Here is a 19,177-nt window from a genome sequence, read left to right on the forward strand (position 1 = left end):
TGAATATTGCGTTTTATGATTACATCATACGAATCCTACTTTATAATTAGCAATATAAAAATTCAGGATTAACTTAATCGCTAATTCTTACCCTTTGGAGGAGAGATTGGAGGATAGAAATGTATTTAACAACGGATTCAGAATCACTTAGGGTATATGAAGCTTTGGCCAGCGAGGTACGGCTGCGCATAATTGATCTGCTGAGTGACCGGGAGATGCATATCAAAGAGCTTGCCGCAAGCCTCTATCTGAGCAGCGCCATTGTCAGCTCTCATGTCGCCAAGCTGCAAAAGGCCGGCATCGTCAGCTCACAAATGAAAAGAATGGACGGAGGCACCTATAAATGCTGTTCATTGTCCGCGAATTTTTTACAGATTAAGCTGGCGGGCTCACGGGGCATTTCCCGAAAAGTGGTTGAGGTGTCGGTCCCTGTCGGGCAATATACGGATTTACAGGCGGCGCCAACGTGCGGGATTGCTACAACGGAGAAGCTGATTGGTTATTATGATGATCCGCGTTACTTTTTGGACCCCGAGCGGGCAGATGCCGGAATCCTGTGGTTTGCCAAAGGTTATGTAGAGTATAAGGTGCCGAATTATCTTTTTATGGATCAGAAGGTGCAGGAGATCGAAATCGCCATGGAAATTGGCTCAGAGGCCCCCCATGTGAATGAGAAATGGCCTTCGGATATTACGTTCACCCTGAACGGAGCAGAGTTGGGCAAGTGGACGAGCCCCGGTGATTTCGGCGTAATGAGAGGACGGCTGACGCCGTCCTGGTGGAATCCCGATGTGAACCAATACGGGCTGCTGAAGGTGCTGCGGATTAACTCAGGGGGGACTTACATAGACGGACAGCAGATTTCCGCAGTGACACTGAATGATGTATCCTGGCAGCAGGATCAATGGAGCTTCCGGTTAACCGCAGAAGACAGCACCCGTAGACGGGGCGGATTAACTTTGTTCGGCCGGGGCTTCGGCAATTACGAGCAGGATATTGTTTTTAGGGTGTACTACGAATAACACTTGTAACAGCGCCATCGTGTGAATGAGTGTCAGCATGTTTGCAAAACAGTCCAATGGGTAACTATAAACTAAGTAACCACTAACCTGCACAGCATGCAAAGGAGGATTTCACATGTCAGATCATATCAAGAATGAAGCGGACATCCGCAATAAAGAAAGTAAAACAGACGATTCGCTCGCAGAACGCAAAAAGATGGAGAATGGTGTGGACATTGAGCCGGAGGCCGATGACTGGGTATCCAAACCTGCTGAGACCTCCCATCCTGATCCGTTCCCGAAGAACTAAAGACAGGGTCCCTGTCTGTCTTCTGACAGGCTATCCTCACAGGATAGTCTGTTTTTTGAGCGGCTCATATTGAGAACCGATTAGTAAATAATGTATACTGAATTCAAATCCATGTACTCGTATCATCAAGTACAAGTACAGACTAGCCATATCTAGAGCCAAGAATCCAACTTAAGTATGTCATTCTCCGGTTCATCGCAGATTTCACAGGTCTCTGGGCAATCCATATTGCAGGGAGGAATCGTTAATGCGGAGTCGAAACGAGAACGGCCGGTACCGGCAAAAGCGCGGGGATGCGCTTGTGGGCAATCTTGAGAAAAAGTACGGTTCAGACTTTGGCGTACGCAGCGACATGAAGCTGGAGACGCTGAGAAGGCAGCATGGCGGACAGTCGTTGACACAGCTGCTCAAGGAGCAGCACGACAAAAACTAATCTATAGGGAGCGCAGTCTGAAGCTTCTGGAATTAGAGCATAACCTGCGGGTTATGTTTTTTTTTTTGATGAAGATAAACGCCGGAAAAAACAGAAATGTCTTCAAGCGGAGAAGGAGGTGAGTTCCCTCAAGATAACACGAGATTCTCATTGTTCCTTCTTCTTTTCCGCCCTGCACGATTAATACTCATACCCCAACTGGCTGATTGCGTCATCAAGTATTTCGTGTAGCGTTGGCCCTCCTGGAGATGAACTTGTCCAAAAAAAGACAGCTGCACGTACCGCCGCAATTAGCATCGCTGCTAATAATGTCGGATAGATATCCCGCGTCAAATCCTTTTTTGTACGTTCTGCGATGACCTTCGCGAGGTTCCGTTCGAACTCGATCTCTGCCTTTCGCTGTGCGCCGATCAATGCGGGATCATCCCGAAGGAGGATCATGCGTGCCAGCCATTGCCGGTCTGAGGCCTCTGAAAACCCGGCAAGAACTGCGGCTCGGAGCGAGTCTTTTAGAGCCTCACCGGGCGGACGATCGGCTAACGCAACAGCAATCTTCTCGGAACGTTGATACGCGTTGCCGATGATGGCCGCTTCTTTAGATGGGAAATAGTTATTGAACGTTCGTAGGGAGACATTTGCGGCAGCGGCAATGTCCTCAACCCGAACCTGGCCAACCCCTTTTTCGATGGCGAGGTTAAGGGCTATTTCGCTGAGCGTTCGCCGTGTCTCATCCTTCTTACGTTCTCTCAAACCGGATTTTTCAGTCGTCATGTCATCTGTTCCTCCAATTATGCGGATAGTTGAAGATCCATGGTGCTGAAATTACACAGCACCATGGACTAAATATCAATAATGCTAATTATTATTTCTGCTCAACTGAAGTTTGAATGTTATAATCGAGGACTTCGTCCAGCCAATCAAATATAACCTGATAGCTAAGCGGTAGATTATTAATTTGACAGTGCAGGTCAGCGCCATCCTCTTCAGTCCCCAAAAAGATAGCATTCTTCTTGTTCGGTGCTTTCTCGTAAGTCTCCACCGCTTGTCTCTTCATCTCAGGATGTTCAGCTTCCGAGTACATGGAGAGCAAGGGACACTGGACGTTTCGCGGATCAACGTCGAGCGCTTCCTTTGCTGCATCATACCATTCTACAATACTATCGAAACCGTGTGACCAAACGGATCCGGCGAACAGTGCCTGGCCTGTATATGGCATCTTTTCAGTTTGCTTTGCTGCTTCATCCGCGCTGCCTCGAAGAAACGAAGGCATCCCACGTTCAATGAAGGACGCCATTGAGTATACCGGTGAGTTCGGAACTGCCGCGGCAAAACGGTCATCGCAGCTTGCGTGGACCATCGTCTTGGCCCCTCCATAGCTCATGCCGCTTACGACCAATCGGGCAGCGTCCACATCAGGGCGGGCGAGGAGGAAATCAGTGGTGGCTCTATAGACGTTGTGCAGCTCTTCCTTCGGGAAGTTTTTGGCTGTCGCCCCGGGTTCATAGAATCTGGCACAGACATCCCAAGGAAGATCAATGATCAGCGCATTATATCCCCGGTCAATCGCCGCTTGTCCTCCGAGGAAGTAGGTGTCCTCCTTGTGTGTCTCTCCACCGTTGTGGAAAAGAATCGTCGGCTTTGGCACATCACTGTGCTCAGCCTTCAAAAAGCAGCCTGGGAACTTATAACCCTTGTATTCCACCTCCACCCACTCATGGGGAATCTGCCCAGACTTCGCATCAAGCGCCTTCCGGAAGCATTCCACACTCTTTTGATGAAACCGTGAGAAATCCGGTTCGTGCGGAAACGTACCGTAGAAAGCCGCTCTGTAGTACGAGTGGGCGCGTATAAACGCCTCACCGGCGCTAAATGAGTGGCCCCTCTTCAGACTGTCCTCTGCGGTTGCCTCAACTTTAATGGCTTCCTTCTCAAATTGATTCTTATAACTGGTAATGGAATTCGGATCAATCTGCCGGGCGAGTTTGAATAGCTCTCCCTGGGCAACGCCCCCGCAGTGCATAAACGAAAGCAACCACTGAAAAGTGAAATCGATGTCGTCACGCTCGAAGAATATCTTGTTTTTCAAACGCGCAGCGACCTTTGTGTCTTGATCATCTACCATTTTACTCTCCTCCTTATAGAATCTACAGTCTGGATTATTCACAGCAGATAAGCGACGAAGCGAGGGAGGGACCTGACCACTGCGCAAATCCGGGCCCGTGTATAAGCGTCCAGTGATCTAACCTACGCTTCTTATTATTGCATATTAGGAAAAATTGCGCAAAGTGCAAAATTGCATAATATGCAAAAATATAAAAATGCAAAATTCAAAAGGTGCAAAATTTGCAAGTATTAAGTTGTCCTACAAGGTGCTATATATTCTACAAAATGCTGTGTACGGAAATCGTTTTTCGGATAGGTTTGAGAATAACCAATATTTACTATAATGTTTCCCGTTTTTACCGGACATACTACCTCCCAATATGATCTGTTTATAACAGGGAGGGGGCGGGACCTATTTCGATTACACAATTGCTTTTGCTGGGGGATTCTCCCGGTTCGCTGCTGGCCGGTGAATACTTTTTTTATTTTATGCTCTATTCCTTTCTGGGCTGGGTCCTGGAGGGCAGCTATAATCTGTACAGCCTGGGAACGTTCCGCAAGGAGGGCTTTCTCAAAGGCCCCTTTAAGCCGATGTACGGCTTAGCCCCGCTGCTGCTGCTGGCTGCCAAGGATCTGGGGCTTTCGCTGCCGCTGATGATTCTGCTGGCGTTAATCATCCCGTCTGCTGTGGAATACGCCAGCGGATGGCTGCTGAAGTCTGTTTTTCATAAGCAGTGGTGGGATTATTCGAAGATGTCCTATCAGCTGCGGGGGCATATCTGCCTGAAATTTTCCTTATACTGGTGGGGGCTGGCGACGGTCTGCATGTATGGCCTGCAGCCCCTTATCGAGATGCTGTATCTCCGGATTTCCACGTTGTGGCTGCTGCTGCTGCCGCTTGCCGCGCTGGTGCTTGCAGCCGATCTGCTCTGGACCTGCCGGAACCGGCGGCGCAGCTTGAAGGGGCTTGAGCTCGGGGAAAGCTAAAGCAGGTTTTATACATCGGGGGAGAGGGTTTGACCTTATTCACAGATTTAGAACTGATGCTATACTAGGGACATTGCCAGCCTGCGGGGCTGGCAGTGTCCCTTTGCTGTTTGTACAGACAAGGAATACATGCTAGTCTTGTAAAATATAGTGAGATAGGCTCTTCAAGCAAATAGGTATCAGGAGGTCGAATGCACAAATTTCGAAAGCTTCGTATTGTTATTATTGTGATTGAAGAGTGGGGGATTGACAGCGGACCGTTCATTCATGATTTCTATAACGATGGCAAGGTGATCCACTGGACCGTAGATAATACGAGAGACGCTATGGCTGCAAAACCGGGGAAAACCGAATATGTATGCAGGGCAATCGGACTAGCCGAGACTGCGGAATCTTACAGGGTTGAGGTTTCAGATTGCGCAGGTTATGCCAAGGATGAGAACATCAGCTTAATTTCATTCAATAAGGATCGATTATAAGGAGGGCTAACATGCCAATATCTGAATATTACCGCAGTCTGCGCAATAGGGCTGGGAGTGAATTGTTGATGGTGCCGTCTGTTGCAGCAGTGATCCGAAATGAGGAAGGCGGGATTCTCCTGCTCCGCAAAGGCGGGGAACAGTTGTGGGGTTTACCCGCAGGTGCCATTGAACCTGGTGAGACACCGTCGAGGGCACTGCGCCGGGAGGTTTTTGAAGAAACGGGTTTAATGGTGAATCCGCTGCGGATTATTGGCGTATTCGGCGGTGAGAAATATACATATGAATACATCAATGGGGACCGGGTCCAATATTCGGTCATTGTGTTTGAATGTTCCATCGTCAAAGGAACACTCCGAAGTGTGGACGGGGAGGCAGAGGAGCTGGTGTTTTTTAACGAGGAAGAGTTTCCTGAACTGACGATCCCATATCCCCGGGAGATGTTTAGAGGAGATTCTGCTGCTGATCGGGCCATCTTCGAATAACACTTATGATCAAGATATGGGGATGAAGGAAATGAGGTCCAAAATTATTTATAGCACTGCTGTGCTTCTGGCGATGATCATGGGCCTCGGCTCCAGAGTTTTTGGTAAGCATCTGCCACCGTTTGCCGCCAGCCATCTTGGGGATGTGCTGTGGGCGTGTATGATTTATTTTGCCTGCCGTGTGCTGCTCACCCGTCAGCCTCTAAGCCAGTCGCTGCTGCTGAGCCTGTGCTTCTGCTTCGGAATTGAGTTCAGCCAGCTCTACCAGGGAGAATGGATCAACGGGCTGCGGGCTACCAGGGTAGGGGGATTAATTCTGGGGAAAGGATTTCTCTGGATTGATCTTTTACGCTATACGGTGGGGATTGTTTTCTCCTATGCCTTGGACCGCTTTTGTCGGCCTAAAAAATCCTCTTAGAGTAGAACAGTAATGTCTTACGCCGCATCAGGGTTATGTAAATGAACCGCCCTTTCATCTGCTGGATGAGAGGGCGGTTTGTTAGTAATTAAGCTTCTTGAGTGATGTCTTTACCGTCTGCGCTGCGCGGCTGATAGCCAATCCGGCGTCCAGGCCCGGTCCACATCGTCAACGTTGCTGCCTGGAGGAACGATCCGGTCTATGGCGTCCAGCACATCCGCGCTAAGCTGCAGATTGGCTCCGCTTAAAAAGTTACCCAGCTGCTGAGGGGTTCGCGGTCCGATAATTGTTGAAGTTACTGCGGGATGCGTTTGCGTAAAAGCAACAGCCATATGCGGCAAGGAGATTCCTGCCTGATCGGCTACAGTCTGCAGTTTATGGATGAGCTCAAATTTATTTTTGTTTTCGGGGCGTTCAGGATCAAGGGCCTCTCCGGCGGCACATCCCTTATAGCGGGCGGCTCGCGAATCTTCGGCTGCAGCATGGCCTGCTCTGTATTTACCGGTTAGTAGCCCTCCGGCCAGTGGCCCATATACAAGTAGCCCCAGACTATATTTGTCCGCCGCCCCTGCAAGATCCAGCTCGATGGCCCGTTTGAGGATAGAGTAAGGGGACTGCTCACTGATGAAGCGCTGCAATAACCGACGGCTGCTTACGGCCTGCGCTTCGGCAATTTGCCAGGCCTGGTGATTGGAGGTTCCAATGTACCGGACTTTTCCTTCTTTGACCAAGTCTGTCAGCACATCGAGCGTTTCCTCGAAATCGGTATCCGCAAAAGGCCTGTGGAGCTGGTACAGATCAATATAGTCAGTCTGCAGACTACGCAGACTGTTCTCAACAGCCTGTCTGATCCACGTCCTTGAAACCCCCTGATGATTGACTGCCCCGCTTTTTGGGTTGCCCACTTTGGTCGCCAATATAACCCCACTGCGCCGTCCGGCCAGTGCTTTTCCGATAATCCGCTCGGATTCGCCGCCGGAGTAGATATCCGAAGTATCCAGGAAGTTGATCCCGGAATCTATGGCCTGATGGATCATTTGAATACATTCATCCTCGTCTTTGTTACCGGATCCAATGACACCTCCGCCAAGGGCGTAGGCACTGACACGGATACCTGTACGGGATAAATTTCGATAAAGCATAATTAATCATCCTCCTGCTTATAATTAACACGTGTATATTTTGGGACGCGTGTTGATCTGTTGATGCAGGGTCAATTATAATAAGTGCTGCAGCCGGCTACAATAATCAGCTATGTAAAAATGTTGATTAATGAACAGACCCGGCAAAGTGACGATTATCATATAGCTTCATCCAAGGGAGTGAATCTATTGGCGGACAAAGACAGGGATCTTAGGGTAATCCGTACCAAGCGGCTGATTGATGAAGCGTTCATGGAACTGCTGAAGGAAAAAGGGATCAGCGGGCTGACGGTCAGAGATCTGACGCAGCGGGCCGGAATTAACCGCGGGACCTTTTATCTCCATTACCATGATATTTGCGAGCTGATTGAGCGGACAGAGATGATGAAGGAGCTGGAGGAACTTTTTAGACCGGCAGATTTTGAAGCAATGCTATACAACAACACAGATCAAACACCCTTCGGGCCGATCGTCAGGGCCTTCACCCATTTAAGCAAACATGCAGATTTTTTTAGGGCGATTTTTGATCCCAAAGGCTCAAAAGCACTGGGAGAACGGCTGAAATATCTGATGGGCACACATATGTATGACCATGTGAAGCAAAGCAGCGGCGGCGCAACACTGGGCGGCATCCCAGACCGCTATTTGATCAACTACCTGGGTGCGGCCCAGTTCGGACTGATTCAGACCTGGCTGGAATCAGGCATGGCCTTCACCGCCGAAGAAATGGCGCTGATGCTGACCCGGTTGATTCAGACGGGGCCTTTGCAGTCCGTTGCTCTTCAAGAAGTCGACTGAATAAGTGTTAAGAGCGGGTAGATTAGCAAATTCATGGAGAATCAGTTGAGACGGGCAGATATCTTCACGGGATGTCTGCTCTTTACGGTTCTTTCGGGTAAATCCTATAAGTCACTCTATTAATCTTAAAAATTTGCTTCTGGATTACAGAAGTCAAAGAATATATATTTAGTGGGTTGATTTGCATTTGTAATTATATGGATGGATGGACTGCTGCAAATCAGCAAAATGCTGCCTGATATGGAGATGAGATCCGCTAATGACCAACAGTTTAATCGTAGTGTGCATACTGACCTTGATCATTCACACAGCCGAGACGTTATCGTATTCGGTGCGTTTTGCCGGTGTGAAGCTGAACAAAATCGCCATCGCATTATCCCTGACGGGGATTATCGTGCTGGTATCCAGAACGGCCAATATGGTCCAGGCTCCGCTGACTGCCAAATTTGTTGATTATGCCAAGATACATGACACTTTCCCTCTGGAGAATTATTTGCGGATCATCATGCTGGCTTCTTCACTAGGTACCCTGATTGCCATTGCCTTATTCCCAACCTTCGTAGGGCTGTTTGGAAGAATCATTTCCAGACTGGAAATTGAAGGCTCCATTCCCAAGCTGCTTACCAGTGTGACAATCAGCCAGCTGAAAAACACCCGCAAGTATATCCGCAAACCTAAAGTGAAGCTGCACGCTTTCCGCTATCTGGGGATTCCGAAACGCTTTATTGTTATGAATATATTTATTACCGCGTTCTATACGGTCGGTGTGCTGTCATCTTTGCTGGCAGCGCATCTGGTACCTGCACTCAGCACGACTGCCTCCCAGGCTTCCGGGATGATCAACGGGCTCGCTACCATCATGCTGACGATCTTCATTGACCCTCAGCTTGGCCTCATCACTCATAAAGCCATTGAAAATGCAGATTCCCGTGATCAGCTGGGGAAAATCTACGTCTTACTGATGGGCTCGCGGTTTCTGGGAACCCTGCTCGGCCAGCTTGTGCTTATACCGGCAGCTTATACCATCATCTGGCTGGTGCAGCTGATTTGAGGGACAGCGGAGCACAGAGAATCTGAAGCTGCCTGTATACACAGCAAGTATTGATAAATCATCAGCCTAACCGGCAGGCTTATTTGGGCAGCTTGGCTTCAGCAGCCCGCAGTGCAAGCGTGATCTTCTGCTCCCAAACGTACGATTGCTGCCCGAAAGTTCGAAGCTCCCCCATCCTTGCATAAGACCATTTCATCGCTGCTGCAGCTGCGACAGCATCACCTGATGTAATAGCGGCTTTATAACGCCGGTCAGCCTCCGTACGCTCTGTCTGTACGGTACTGGCCGCTTTATTCTGCGCTGTAATCTGCTTCTTAAGACTTGAGATCGGCGCTAGGGCATCTTTGGCAGGTTTGAGCTTGGCTGCCGTCAGCGCCCTGGCTTCAGCATATGCGGTATTCTTCGCTTTGACCTCAGACCGGGCAGAGGCAGCCGCCGCCTTAAGCTTATTGCGCTTAATCTCCAGCAGAGCCGCCGCCTTCAGGTTCCCTGCCTTGCGTGCTGCTGAAATCTGCTTGCTGAGCGAAGTGTACTCCTCCAACAGCGGTGCATGTTTTTTCTTCAAGGCTTCAGCTTCAGTCTTCAGCCGGTTCAGCAAGCCGGCATCTACCGCCTTCAGTTTCAGGTTAATCGCTTTGAGATCGGCATTGTTCTGCTTGCGGAGAGTCTGCGTTCTTGCACTTTCGGACTTCAATGCCGTCTGCAGACCGGTATAATCACTGTACAGCGTATGAATCTGTTCCAGCGCAGAGTCCCAATCGGCAGCAGCCGAAGCAAGCGGAACATGTACGGTCAATACCATAAGAAATATCAGCAACCCTATCCATCTGCTGGACAAGCCTGCACCGTACCTTTTTTCAGCAGCACCGTACTTCCGTCTTAAATCTTCCATTTCATTCATCTCCTGTTATATAGTCGATAGAGACGCAAAAAAGCACCTCCAGAAAAGGCGCGATGGCCTGTCCTGCGAGGTGCTTCTCCCGCTTACCGTATGAAAATTTGTCCTTTTACTATAGCTTGAAATAAATGGTTAGTCAAGATGGAAAAGAACGCAGGTTCGCTTTTATGCACTTCTTTTGCTAGTATTATGTAACTGAACCAAGAAATCTAGTAGAATGAATCTATAGTTTACAATATTGGATAATGTTCGGCACCTAGAACCAGTTGGAACAGGGAGATGACGTTGTGCAGCTTAGACATGTAAAAATCCTGGGGACGGGTAAATATTTACCTTCCAGGAAGGTGACGGATGAGGAATTGGACACAGTGCTCGGCACACCTGCAGGCTGGGTTAACAAAATTACGGGTATAGGGGTGCGGCATTATGCCGGCGGGGGCGAAACGGCCTCCACCATGGGGGCAAAAGCGGCGGAAGCTGCGCTTCTGGCGGCAGGCCTCAGCTTTTCGGATATCGATTGCCTGGTCTGCACCAGCGGAACCAAGGAGCAGCCGCTGCCGAGTACAGCCGTATTTATACAGCAGGCTATGGGACAGGAGGACTCTGGCGTGCCAGCTTTTGATATCGATTCAACCTGCCTCAGCTTTCTGGTAGGCCTGGATGTCATGTCGTATATGGTCGAAGCCGGCCGATACCGGAATGTGCTTCTGGTAGCTTCGGAGATTGCTTCAGCCGGGCTTGATTATGAAGACAAGGAGAGTGCGGCACTGTTTGGAGACGGGGCGGCTGCGGTGGTCATTGGTCCGAGTACAGCTGGAGAGCCTTCGAAGATTCTGCATGCCTCGCTCAAAACATACAGCAGCGGTGCGCGTTATTCGGAGATTGCCGGAGGGGGCACCAGACTGCATGCCCAGAAATACAGCAAAGAGAATGCCCTGCCTTATCTTTTTCAAATGGACGGACAAGCCATTTTCAGAAAAGCTTCCAAGCTCCTTCCAGAATTCTTGGGAGACATGCTGGCACAGAGCCATACACAAATGGATGATTTCCGTTTGGTCGTGCCCCATCAGGGAAGTGCGATGGCCATGCGGCTGCTCCGCAAAAAGCTGGGCATAGCCGAGGACAGATTTCTCGACAATACGCCGGGTCATGGCAATACCATCGCGGCTTCGATCCCGATGGGGCTGCATGAAGCGCTCCGTCAGGGGCGGGTACAGCGGGGGGACCGCATACTGTTCATTGGAACTGCAGCCGGCCTGTCACTGGGAGGCCTGATTCTTGATTACTGATCCTTCCGGCAGTCCGCCGATGAACGTGCTCATCACCGGCGGACGGGCACCTGTGGCTCTGGAGCTCTCCCGGCTGCTGCGGGCTGCGGGCCACCGGGTGTATGCCGCAGAAAGCGCCGAATACCATTTGTGCCGCGTTTCTTCGGCTGTGGAACGAAGCTTTCGCACCCCGCCGCCAAGGCACAACCCGGAAGCTTATATTGATCTGCTGGCGAAGCTGGTAGAAGAACTGCACATTGATGTGCTGATTCCGCTGTGCGAGGAGATTTTTTATATATCGGCCGGTCTTGACCGAATCCGCGGCTGCCGTGTGCTTTCCGCAGAACGGGAGACGCTGGCCAGACTGCATCACAAGGGCGAGTTCATTGTCTGGGCCCGCGAACTGGGATTCCCAGTTCCCAGGACCCGGCTGCTCAGCAGCCCGGAAGAATGGAGAATCCAGACGGATGAAGCTGCCCATAAAGGAGAGGCTTGGGTGTACAAACCGGTGTATTCCCGCTTTGCATCCAAAGTCATTCTGCCCCGAACCATCACCGGCGGGCAAGAGGGCTTAACAGGCTCGCGCAGTCTTGCAGCTCCGCGCGGCATTTCATCCGCTGCGCCCTGGGTGGCGCAGGAATATATCAGAGGTGAGGCAGTATGCACTTACAGTGTTGTGCATCAAGGCGAGGTCATTGCACATGCGGCTTATGGCAGCAGGTACCGGACCGGCAGGGCGGGAGCGAGCGTGTACTTTGAGCATCTGGAGCATCCGGCGGCTTTGGACTGGGTGCAGCGCTTCAGCCGGGCGGCCGGCTTCAGCGGCCAGATCGGCTTTGATTTCATCCAGGTGCAGGAGGGAACCTTGTATCCGATCGAATGCAACCCGCGTGCGACCAGCGGGATTCACCTGTTCGCCGCAGAGGACGGGCTGGTGCAGGCGCTGCTGAATCCGGAGCAGCGGGTTCTGGCCGGAACCGTCAGCACGCCGCGTTCCGGCAGAAAATCCATGCTTGCGCTTCCCATGCTCGCCTGCGCCCTGCGTCCTGGGCCGGCAGGTCTGGGGGAGTGGGGGAGGGCGCTGCGCCAAGCGGAGGATGTAATCTTCCGCAGGAATGATCCGCGTCCTTTCCGCGAGCAGCTTCGGATCGTCTATCATGCCTGCCGCCTTGCCAGGCGGAACAAGATTTCAGTTACTGAAGCCCTGACAGAAGACATAGAATGGAACGGTGAAAGATGACTAGAGTGCTTGTAACGGGTGCAACGGGCTTTCTTGGCCGCCATACGGTACGGAGGTTCGCAGAGCTGGGCTGGGAAGTTTTCGGGCTTGGGCGAAACCGGGAAGCCGGACAGCAGATAGAAAAGGATGGTGCAGTCTTTATATGTGCCGATTTGCGCCGCACGGAAGCAGCGGTCCGCGCGTGCGCAGGAATGGATTTTGTCTTTCATTGTGCGGCGCTCTCCTCCCCCTGGGGCACATACAGTGATTTTGTGGCCTGCAATGTGGAAGCTACACGCAACATAGCAGAGGGCTGCAAGCGGCATGGAGTCCGGCGGCTAATCCATATCTCCACTCCCAGCCTGTATTCCAGCCGCGGGAGCCGGTTCGGTATCCGGGAAGCAGACCCGCTTCCGCCGAAACCGGCCAATAGCTATGCTGCAACCAAGCTTATGGCGGAGCGTGTCGTGCAGCAGGCGGCCGGGGAAGGGCTGGCGGCCTTTATACTGCGGCCCCGGGCGATCTTCGGGCCGATGGACAATGCCCTGTTCCCGCGGCTTCTTGCAGCCAATGAGGGCAAGGGAGTGCCGCTCCTGGATGGCGGCGGCGCCATGATCGATGTTACCTGTGTGGAGAATGTCATTGATGCTATGCTGCTCTGCTCCAGCGCCCCGCTGTCAGCGGCAGGGCGTGCCTATAACATCACCAACGGCGAGCCGATCATGTTCAGGGAACTGCTTGAGCGGCTGTTTGCCCGGCTGGAGATGCCGCTGCGCAGCAGACGGCTTCCCTACCGGACTGCATACGCTTTTGCGGGACTATTGGAAGGTGTATACAAGCTGCTGCCCTTCCTGGGCGAGCCGGTGCTTACCCGGTATTCCGCTTCGGCACTAGGGGTCTCCCAGACGCTGGATATTTCGCTGGCGCGGGAACAGCTTGGCTATCACCCCCGTGTGACTACAGACGAAGGCCTTCATTCCTTCGCAGAATGGTGGAGGAAACAGAAATGATAACTTCAACACCAGTATCAGTGTCTATCCTGTCGGCAGGATACTGCCTGCATCCCGAGCTGTTGACGCTGAAGGGCGGTACAATCAAACCCGTCGCTTTTCCTGCGGGCTATGCGCTGCTGAGGCATCCGCAGCATGGGCCGATTCTGTTCGATACAGGCTACAGTTCACGTTTCTTCGAGGAAACGGCGAAGCTTCCGGCTTCATTGTACCGCCATATTACACCTGTAGTTTTCAAAGAGGGAGAAAGTGCCGTGGAGCGGCTCCGGGAAGCCGGCATTGCGCCGGAGGAGATCCGTTATATGGTGCTGTCCCATTTTCACGCTGACCACATCGGCGGTGTACGGGATTTTCCCCGGGCGCAGTTCATATATTTGCGGAAGTCCTATGAGGCAGTATACCGCCTCGGTCCCATCAAGGCGCTCCGGGCCGGGTTTCTTCCGGGACTGCTTCCGGAGGATTTCACTGCCCGTTCCTTGCCCGTAGACGAGTACTCGCCAAAGCGTCCGCTGCCCCCCGGATTTCCCTTCACGGAAGCTTATGATCTGCTTGGCGACGGCAGTCTGCTGGCGGTGGAGATGTCCGGACATGCTGCCGGGATGATCGGCTTGTTTGTGTCCGGGAACGGATACGACTACCTGCTCTGTGCGGATACGGTATGGTCGAGCCGGGCCTTCCGCGAGAACCGCAGGCCGCATCCGGCGGCCGGTCTCATTATGTCTGACCGCAAGGAATACCGGCATAATTTTGACCGTTTACGGGTGATTTACGAGAACTTTCCCGATCTGCGGATTGTGCCCAGCCACTGCCGTGAGGCACTGGCTCTCTGGGGAACAGGCGGTGTCCAATGAAACGGCTGATGCGGACGCTCCGGTACTACATTCTTACCAGATGGGGACGCCGCTGGAAGGACCGGGCAGCCCTGGAGCAATGGCAGGAGCGGCGGATACGGCGGCATGTGGAACAAATCCGCCGGTTATCGCCGTTTTACCACGATCTGTGGGGTGATCTGCCGCCGGAAGAGTGGCGGCGTTTTCCTATTATAGAAAAACAGCTCATGATGGATTATTTCGATACGCTCAACACAGCAGGGATTACCAAAGATATGGCTTTTGCCGAGGCCTATGAGGCCGAGAACAGCCGTTATTTTAAGCCGACGCTGCATGGAATGACCGTAGGCTTGTCGTCGGGAACGTCGGGCAGCCGCGGGATATTTCTGGTCAGTGAAGAGGAACAGGCTGCCTGGACAGGTACCGTATTGGCGAAGCTGCTGCCCGGAGGGCTGTGGGAACGTGCCAAGATCGCTTTTTTCCTCCGGGCAAACAGCAATCTCTATGAGTCTGTCCGGCAAGGACGCCTGCAATTTCAATATTTTGATCTGCTGGAGCCGGTTCCGCAGCTGGTCGCACGGCTGGAGCAGTACAGTCCTGACATCTGGATTGCCCCGCCGTCCATGCTCCGTATGCTCGCCGAAGCGCGGCTGTCGGGAGGCCTGACGGTTCAGCCGCGCCGCCTGATCTCTGTTGCGGAAGTGCTGGACCCGCTGGACCGGGAGCATATTGAGCGGACCTTCGGCCAGACGGTTCACCAGGCTTATCAATGTACGGAGGGGTTTCTCGGGTACACCTGTAAATACGGCATGCTGCACCTTAACGAAGATATTGTTCATATTGAAAAAGAATATCTTGACCGTGAATCCAGGCGCTTCGTGCCGGTTGTGACGGACTTCTCAAGAAGAGTGCAGCCCATTATCCGCTACCGGCTGAATGATATTCTTACCGAATCGGCGTCCCCATGTCCCTGCGGCTCTTTGTTTACGGCGATAGAACGGATTGAAGGGCGATGCGATGATATTCTGTATCTGCCCCATTCGGAGAACGGCGGGCTGGTCACGCTGTTTCCCGATTTCATCACCCGGGCGGTGCTGGCTGCTTCTGCGGAAATCGAGCATTACCGGGTCATTCAGCGCAGTCCGCTGGATCTGGAGATTTCGTACCGCATACGCAGAGGCAACGCAAAGGATATTGAGTCCTTATTGACCGGAGAATTCTCACGATTGTTCACCCGTTTCAGCTGTATTCCGCCTCAGCTCCAGTTCACCGATTACAGCTTTACACCTGGAGCAGTGAAGCTGCGCCGGGTAGAAAGGAGCTGGAAGCTTTGAGGGACGGAGTGTTTCAATATGACCGGGACAGCATCCAGGGGCTGAGCTGGCCTGACACGGAATATGGCCGGTATGCGCAGCAATATATTTCAGCAATGTTCGAGCATCCGGCAGAGCACTTTATCGCCAATGTGCATACAACCGTCAAAGTGGTTGTGGTTGACGGCCTGCCGGTCCCCATCACAGTAAATGAAGCGGAGTATGCCAATTCCTATGTCTGCTCTCCGTACACGCATTATGTCAGCTATGCTTCTGAGGAGCTGGCTTTACTAAATAACCGGCTGCTGGAGGGGGCTCTGTCTGTTCTTTTGCGGGGCGTGGGGCTTCTGCTAAGGACTGCCCGGTTTAACCGGGTGGTCCAAGTAAACAACTGGCTCCTGTCCACCAACCTGTATCCTCCGGCAAGTCCGGACCAGCTGCTGAAAGTGCTTGATTTTCTCCGCGCCGAGTATCCCGGTTATACGCTTCTTTTACGCTCCCTCAGCAAGGAGACTTCCGGTGCTCTGCTGGAGGCCCTGGACGGATATGGCTGCAAATGGGTGCCAAGCCGCCAGATTTATCTGCTGCAGCATCCCGCCGGGTCCAAAGCCAAGTGGCTGGTCAAACGTGACCGGGGTTTAATCAATAAGCATGGCTACATGGTTGAATCACCCGGGCAAATTATGGAGGAGGATATCCCCCGCATTGTGGAGCTGTACCATCTGCTGTATATACATAAATATTCGAAGCATAACCCGCAGTTTACGGAAGCATACATCCGGCTTGCGCTGGAGAAACGGACCCTTCATATTTATGGGCTGCGCAAAAACGGCAGGCTCGACGCCGTACTCGGCTTCTACAGCCGTGAAGGGATGATGACAGCGCCGCTGTTCGGCTATGATACCTCATTGCCCCAGTCGCTTGGCCTGTACCGCATGCTGTCGGCCGTGCTGATTGACCTTGCCGGAAGCAGAGGGCAGCTGCTGCATGAGAGCTCCGGGGTAGGGCAGTTCAAGCGCAACCGCGGAGCGGTGGCGGCTACAGAACTGTCGGCGGTCTTTGACAAAGGCACGTCGTGGCTGAACCGCTGCAGCTGGTCTTTTTTGGGATGGCTGCTCAGGCGGGCCGGCATCCCGTTGATCCGGAAGCTTAAGCTGTAGTACATTTGTTTTAAGCTAATATTTCCGGAGCGCAAAACGATGAAGAAGGTGCCATTATGAACAGCGAAAACGGGCAGAACGCCGGTACAACCGCCCTCATCACCGGGACCTCCTCCGGCTTTGGGCTGCTGACCGCACTGGCTCTGGCCCGCAAAGGCTACCAGGTCGCAGCCACCATGCGAGACATAAGCCGCCAAGGGGAGCTTCTGCGCCAGGCCGCAGAAGCCGGGCTAGCGGAGCGGATACATGTGATTAGTCTCGATGTCACGGACTCAGCGTCCATACAATCAGCCGTTGCAGCCGTTCTGGATAAGTTCGGACGAGTAGATGTGCTGGTTAATAATGCCGGTTTTGCCGTAGGGGGCTTTGTGGAAGAGGTGAACATGGAGGCATGGCGGAGGCAGATGGAGACGAATTTTTTTGGGCTGGTTGAGGTCACGAAGGCCGTATTGCCAGTGATGCGAAGTCAGCGGGCGGGCTTGATCGTCAATGTCAGCAGTGTCAGCGGTTTGACCGGCTTTCCCGGCTATGCTCCTTATGCGGCTTCCAAATACGCCGTGGAGGGTTTTAGCGAGAGTCTGCGCCAGGAGGTGCTGCCGTTTGGCATCCGGGTCGTGCTGGTGGAACCCGCCTCTTTCCGTACCCCGATCTGGGGCAAAGGGATGAAGGGGATGCACACCAGCAGCAACTCGCCGTATCGGGAGCAGCTTGCCCAAGTCCTGCGGTATTCCCGGACGAGCGCCGAGACTGCACCCGATCCGGACCGGGTTGCCGGGCTGATTGCACGGATCACCGCGATGAAGGCCCCCCGGCTGCGCTATCCTGTCGGCAAAGGCTCACGCCTGCTGGTGGTCGGTAAAACACTGCTGCCCTGGAAGGTTTTTGAAGGGATTATTGCCAGTTCGCTTAAAAAAATGAAATAATGGATCATAGGATCTGGCTGAATGGAATGGAGGTGTTTTTCGTGCCGGGTACGGTAGGACTGCATATTTGCTTTGATAAGCGCGGCCGCGAGATTGAAGTTCTGGATGTGACACCAGTGGCGCAGGGCAAATACCGTATTGAAGAAACGCCGATTTTCAATCCGTGCATTGCCCTTGGGGATATTATTCGGGTCGAGGAAAAGCAGGGGATTGCGTATTATGTGGAAACGGTGCAGAAATCGGGTTATGTCAGATATGCCTGGCTGCTGAGCAAAGAGGCGGCAGTTTCGCGGGAAATTCATGAGTTCAAACAGCGGATAACAGAACATAAGGGCAGGTGGGAGCAGATCTTCGGCGGGCTGCTGGTGATCCACCTTTCCAAGCACTCCGGGGTTGACGTAGAAGCCGAAATGGCGCTGATCCTGAAACGTTTTGAAATTTAATCCAAGATGGACCGAAAGGTGGCAGTGAAATGAAAAAATTTCTGAAGCAGTGGGTGCCGAGCATAGCCATCGGTATTATATTATCTTTGTTTATCCGTACATATGTGGCTGAAGCCATGAGGGTCCCAACCGGCTCGATGATTCCGACGATCCAGATCAACGACCGGCTGGTTGTGGACAAAATGCTCTGGCTGACCTCGCTGAAGCATGGCGATATTGTAGTGTTCCATCCGCCCGTGCCTGGCGATGAGCAGAAGAGATATGTCAAACGCCTCATGGGGCTGCCGGGTGATACCCTGGAGATAAAGGACGGAGTTTTGTACAGAAACGGCGAAAAGGTCGATGAGCCGTACCTGCAGGAAAAGATGAACTACACGTTCGGGCCGGTCACGGTCCCCGCAGACCACTACTTTTTTCTGGGGGATAACCGGAATACGAGCTATGACGCCCATCTGTGGAACACTCCTTTTGTAGCCAAGGACAAGCTGGTCGGCAAAGTTCTGGTGGATGTCAATAATCTGTTCTAAAAAACAGGGTAATCCACTACCACGACATTCTCAATGATGCCCTCAAGCAGCTCCACAAATTGTTGATGTGCCGGATGGGGTCCATACCTGCGCAGGGCTTCCTGATCACTGAAGGTCACGCGAAGCCCCAGCGTATAGCCATTGATATTTTCTGTTTCCTCCGTTTCGTTCATACCTGCCGTAAGCCCGACAATCCCCGGAATGGAATCCTTTAGCGCCAGAAGCGTCTGTACCAGCTGCTCTCCGGTGCCGGGCTTATATTGCTCATTAAATCTAAAAACAACAAGATGCTCATACATTGTTCGTATCCTCCGGTTTGAAATATAAGAATTTAGATGCTCGCGTTATAAATTATCCTTCTATTTGTATAGATTATAGC

Annotated in this window: 23 protein-coding genes; 18 read left to right on the forward strand and 5 right to left on the reverse strand. The window is 52.3% G+C overall.

What is annotated here, in order from left to right:
* Positions 1-119 precede the first annotated feature (119 nt).
* From PGRAT_RS11970 to PGRAT_RS11975, 3 genes are all read left to right on the forward strand, one after another.
* Positions 120-1,022: an ArsR/SmtB family transcription factor gene (locus PGRAT_RS11970; RefSeq protein ID WP_025707561.1), complete on the forward strand. Its 903-nt coding sequence runs from the start codon at positions 120-122 to the stop codon at positions 1,020-1,022.
* A gap of 115 nt (positions 1,023-1,137) precedes the next feature.
* Positions 1,138-1,311 (forward strand): hypothetical protein, encoded by a 174-nt coding sequence (locus PGRAT_RS33710; protein ID WP_167337224.1) that lies wholly within the window; start codon positions 1,138-1,140, stop codon positions 1,309-1,311.
* A 247-nt stretch (positions 1,312-1,558) separates the two neighbouring features.
* Complete coding sequence (locus PGRAT_RS11975; protein WP_020434040.1) at positions 1,559-1,744, forward strand: hypothetical protein; 186 nt, start codon at positions 1,559-1,561, stop codon at positions 1,742-1,744.
* Between the two features lie 180 nt (positions 1,745-1,924).
* Here PGRAT_RS11975 and PGRAT_RS11980 read toward each other — a convergent pair whose 3' ends face one another.
* Both PGRAT_RS11980 and PGRAT_RS11985 read right to left on the reverse strand, forming a co-directional pair.
* On the reverse strand, positions 1,925-2,515 hold the full coding sequence (locus PGRAT_RS11980; protein ID WP_025707562.1) for an acyl-CoA-like ligand-binding transcription factor: 591 nt from the start codon (positions 2,513-2,515) through the stop codon (positions 1,925-1,927).
* Positions 2,516-2,606: 91 nt separating this feature from the next.
* Positions 2,607-3,866 (reverse strand): alpha/beta hydrolase family protein, encoded by a 1,260-nt coding sequence (locus tag PGRAT_RS11985; protein WP_025707563.1) that lies wholly within the window; start codon positions 3,864-3,866, stop codon positions 2,607-2,609.
* A 410-nt stretch (positions 3,867-4,276) separates the two neighbouring features.
* Between PGRAT_RS11985 and PGRAT_RS11990 the strand changes: the two genes are divergently transcribed.
* The 4 genes from PGRAT_RS11990 (at position 4,277) to PGRAT_RS12005 (ending at position 6,216) form a co-directional block, all read left to right on the forward strand.
* Positions 4,277-4,834, forward strand: a complete 558-nt coding sequence (locus PGRAT_RS11990) for a putative ABC transporter permease (protein WP_244884066.1) — start codon at positions 4,277-4,279, stop codon at positions 4,832-4,834.
* A gap of 191 nt (positions 4,835-5,025) precedes the next feature.
* Positions 5,026-5,313: a DUF4362 domain-containing protein gene (locus PGRAT_RS11995; RefSeq protein ID WP_025705336.1), complete on the forward strand. Its 288-nt coding sequence runs from the start codon at positions 5,026-5,028 to the stop codon at positions 5,311-5,313.
* 11 nt (positions 5,314-5,324) lie between these two features.
* Complete coding sequence (locus PGRAT_RS12000; protein WP_025705337.1) at positions 5,325-5,798, forward strand: NUDIX domain-containing protein; 474 nt, start codon at positions 5,325-5,327, stop codon at positions 5,796-5,798.
* 31 nt (positions 5,799-5,829) lie between these two features.
* Positions 5,830-6,216 carry a ribosomal maturation YjgA family protein gene (locus PGRAT_RS12005; RefSeq protein ID WP_025705338.1) on the forward strand — a complete coding sequence of 129 codons (387 nt, stop codon included), beginning with the start codon at positions 5,830-5,832 and terminating at the stop codon, positions 6,214-6,216.
* Between the two features lie 110 nt (positions 6,217-6,326).
* Here PGRAT_RS12005 and PGRAT_RS12010 read toward each other — a convergent pair whose 3' ends face one another.
* Positions 6,327-7,358, reverse strand: a complete 1,032-nt coding sequence (locus PGRAT_RS12010; RefSeq protein ID WP_025705339.1) for an aldo/keto reductase — start codon at positions 7,356-7,358, stop codon at positions 6,327-6,329.
* A gap of 189 nt (positions 7,359-7,547) precedes the next feature.
* On the opposite strand from PGRAT_RS12010, the gene PGRAT_RS12015 reads away from it, so the two are divergent.
* Together PGRAT_RS12015 and PGRAT_RS12020 are read left to right on the forward strand one after the other, a co-directional pair.
* Entirely contained in the window at positions 7,548-8,156 is a 609-nt protein-coding gene (locus PGRAT_RS12015; protein ID WP_036704695.1) for a TetR/AcrR family transcriptional regulator, read from the forward strand.
* 259 nt (positions 8,157-8,415) lie between these two features.
* Positions 8,416-9,207: a lipid II flippase Amj family protein gene (locus PGRAT_RS12020; protein WP_025705341.1), complete on the forward strand. Its 792-nt coding sequence runs from the start codon at positions 8,416-8,418 to the stop codon at positions 9,205-9,207.
* Positions 9,208-9,286: 79 nt separating this feature from the next.
* On the opposite strand, the gene PGRAT_RS12025 is transcribed toward PGRAT_RS12020, so the two are convergent.
* Positions 9,287-10,099: a hypothetical protein gene (locus PGRAT_RS12025; RefSeq protein WP_025705342.1), complete on the reverse strand. Its 813-nt coding sequence runs from the start codon at positions 10,097-10,099 to the stop codon at positions 9,287-9,289.
* 293 nt (positions 10,100-10,392) lie between these two features.
* On the opposite strand from PGRAT_RS12025, the gene PGRAT_RS12030 reads away from it, so the two are divergent.
* Genes PGRAT_RS12030 through lepB form a run of 9 tightly spaced genes read left to right on the forward strand, consistent with a single transcriptional unit; the run spans position 10,393 to position 18,798 of the window.
* Positions 10,393-11,394 carry a beta-ketoacyl-ACP synthase III gene (locus PGRAT_RS12030; protein ID WP_042266647.1) on the forward strand — a complete coding sequence of 334 codons (1,002 nt, stop codon included), beginning with the start codon at positions 10,393-10,395 and terminating at the stop codon, positions 11,392-11,394.
* The gene (locus PGRAT_RS12035) at positions 11,384-12,613 is read left to right on the forward strand and encodes an ATP-grasp domain-containing protein (RefSeq protein ID WP_244884068.1); all 1,230 of its coding nucleotides are present in this window, start codon (positions 11,384-11,386) and stop codon (positions 12,611-12,613) included. The genes PGRAT_RS12030 and PGRAT_RS12035 overlap by 11 nt, the downstream gene beginning before the upstream one ends.
* Positions 12,610-13,602 (forward strand): NAD-dependent epimerase/dehydratase family protein, encoded by a 993-nt coding sequence (locus tag PGRAT_RS12040; protein WP_025706837.1) that lies wholly within the window; start codon positions 12,610-12,612, stop codon positions 13,600-13,602. Before PGRAT_RS12035 ends, PGRAT_RS12040 begins: the two co-directional genes overlap by 4 nt.
* On the forward strand, positions 13,599-14,453 hold the full coding sequence (locus tag PGRAT_RS12045) for an MBL fold metallo-hydrolase (protein ID WP_025706838.1): 855 nt from the start codon (positions 13,599-13,601) through the stop codon (positions 14,451-14,453). Before PGRAT_RS12040 ends, PGRAT_RS12045 begins: the two co-directional genes overlap by 4 nt.
* Positions 14,450-15,766, forward strand: coding sequence for a F390 synthetase-related protein (locus PGRAT_RS12050; protein WP_025706839.1), 1,317 nt, complete (start codon positions 14,450-14,452; stop codon positions 15,764-15,766). Before PGRAT_RS12045 ends, PGRAT_RS12050 begins: the two co-directional genes overlap by 4 nt.
* On the forward strand, positions 15,763-16,905 hold the full coding sequence (locus tag PGRAT_RS12055; protein ID WP_051424756.1) for a hypothetical protein: 1,143 nt from the start codon (positions 15,763-15,765) through the stop codon (positions 16,903-16,905). The genes PGRAT_RS12050 and PGRAT_RS12055 overlap by 4 nt, the downstream gene beginning before the upstream one ends.
* 56 nt (positions 16,906-16,961) lie before the next feature.
* Entirely contained in the window at positions 16,962-17,828 is an 867-nt protein-coding gene (locus tag PGRAT_RS12060) for an SDR family oxidoreductase (protein WP_025706841.1), read from the forward strand.
* Positions 17,829-17,869: 41 nt separating this feature from the next.
* Positions 17,870-18,271 carry a DUF4265 domain-containing protein gene (locus PGRAT_RS12065; RefSeq protein WP_162165089.1) on the forward strand — a complete coding sequence of 134 codons (402 nt, stop codon included), beginning with the start codon at positions 17,870-17,872 and terminating at the stop codon, positions 18,269-18,271.
* 29 nt (positions 18,272-18,300) lie between these two features.
* Positions 18,301-18,798: a signal peptidase I gene (gene lepB / locus PGRAT_RS12070; protein ID WP_025706843.1), complete on the forward strand. Its 498-nt coding sequence runs from the start codon at positions 18,301-18,303 to the stop codon at positions 18,796-18,798.
* Here the strand turns inward: lepB and PGRAT_RS12075 are convergent.
* Positions 18,795-19,097 carry a Dabb family protein gene (locus tag PGRAT_RS12075; protein WP_025706844.1) on the reverse strand — a complete coding sequence of 101 codons (303 nt, stop codon included), beginning with the start codon at positions 19,095-19,097 and terminating at the stop codon, positions 18,795-18,797. The two genes, lepB and PGRAT_RS12075, sit on opposite strands and share 4 nt — an antisense overlap.
* Positions 19,098-19,177 lie beyond the last annotated feature (80 nt).

It is taken from the genome of Paenibacillus graminis (genome assembly GCF_000758705.1).
Taxonomy (GTDB): Bacteria; Bacillota; Bacilli; order Paenibacillales; family Paenibacillaceae; genus Paenibacillus_AQ; species Paenibacillus_AQ graminis.

Coding starts and splice junctions, on each gene's coding strand:
- PGRAT_RS12005 (WP_025705338.1), top strand. CDS start 5,830: ATGAGGTCCAAAATTATTTATAGCACTGCTGTGCTTCTGGCGATGATC.
- PGRAT_RS11970 (WP_025707561.1), top strand. CDS start 120: ATGTATTTAACAACGGATTCAGAATCACTTAGGGTATATGAAGCTTTG.
- PGRAT_RS11995 (WP_025705336.1), top strand. CDS start 5,026: ATGCACAAATTTCGAAAGCTTCGTATTGTTATTATTGTGATTGAAGAG.
- PGRAT_RS11985 (WP_025707563.1), bottom strand. CDS start 3,866: ATGGTAGATGATCAAGACACAAAGGTCGCTGCGCGTTTGAAAAACAAG.
- PGRAT_RS11980 (WP_025707562.1), bottom strand. CDS start 2,515: ATGACGACTGAAAAATCCGGTTTGAGAGAACGTAAGAAGGATGAGACA.
- PGRAT_RS12040 (WP_025706837.1), top strand. CDS start 12,610: ATGACTAGAGTGCTTGTAACGGGTGCAACGGGCTTTCTTGGCCGCCAT.
- PGRAT_RS12000 (WP_025705337.1), top strand. CDS start 5,325: ATGCCAATATCTGAATATTACCGCAGTCTGCGCAATAGGGCTGGGAGT.
- PGRAT_RS12075 (WP_025706844.1), bottom strand. CDS start 19,097: ATGTATGAGCATCTTGTTGTTTTTAGATTTAATGAGCAATATAAGCCC.
- PGRAT_RS12010 (WP_025705339.1), bottom strand. CDS start 7,358: ATGCTTTATCGAAATTTATCCCGTACAGGTATCCGTGTCAGTGCCTAC.
- lepB (WP_025706843.1), top strand. CDS start 18,301: ATGAAAAAATTTCTGAAGCAGTGGGTGCCGAGCATAGCCATCGGTATT.
- PGRAT_RS11975 (WP_020434040.1), top strand. CDS start 1,559: ATGCGGAGTCGAAACGAGAACGGCCGGTACCGGCAAAAGCGCGGGGAT.
- PGRAT_RS12045 (WP_025706838.1), top strand. CDS start 13,599: ATGATAACTTCAACACCAGTATCAGTGTCTATCCTGTCGGCAGGATAC.
- PGRAT_RS12060 (WP_025706841.1), top strand. CDS start 16,962: ATGAACAGCGAAAACGGGCAGAACGCCGGTACAACCGCCCTCATCACC.
- PGRAT_RS33710 (WP_167337224.1), top strand. CDS start 1,138: ATGTCAGATCATATCAAGAATGAAGCGGACATCCGCAATAAAGAAAGT.
- PGRAT_RS12020 (WP_025705341.1), top strand. CDS start 8,416: ATGACCAACAGTTTAATCGTAGTGTGCATACTGACCTTGATCATTCAC.
- PGRAT_RS12050 (WP_025706839.1), top strand. CDS start 14,450: ATGAAACGGCTGATGCGGACGCTCCGGTACTACATTCTTACCAGATGG.
- PGRAT_RS12025 (WP_025705342.1), bottom strand. CDS start 10,099: ATGGAAGATTTAAGACGGAAGTACGGTGCTGCTGAAAAAAGGTACGGT.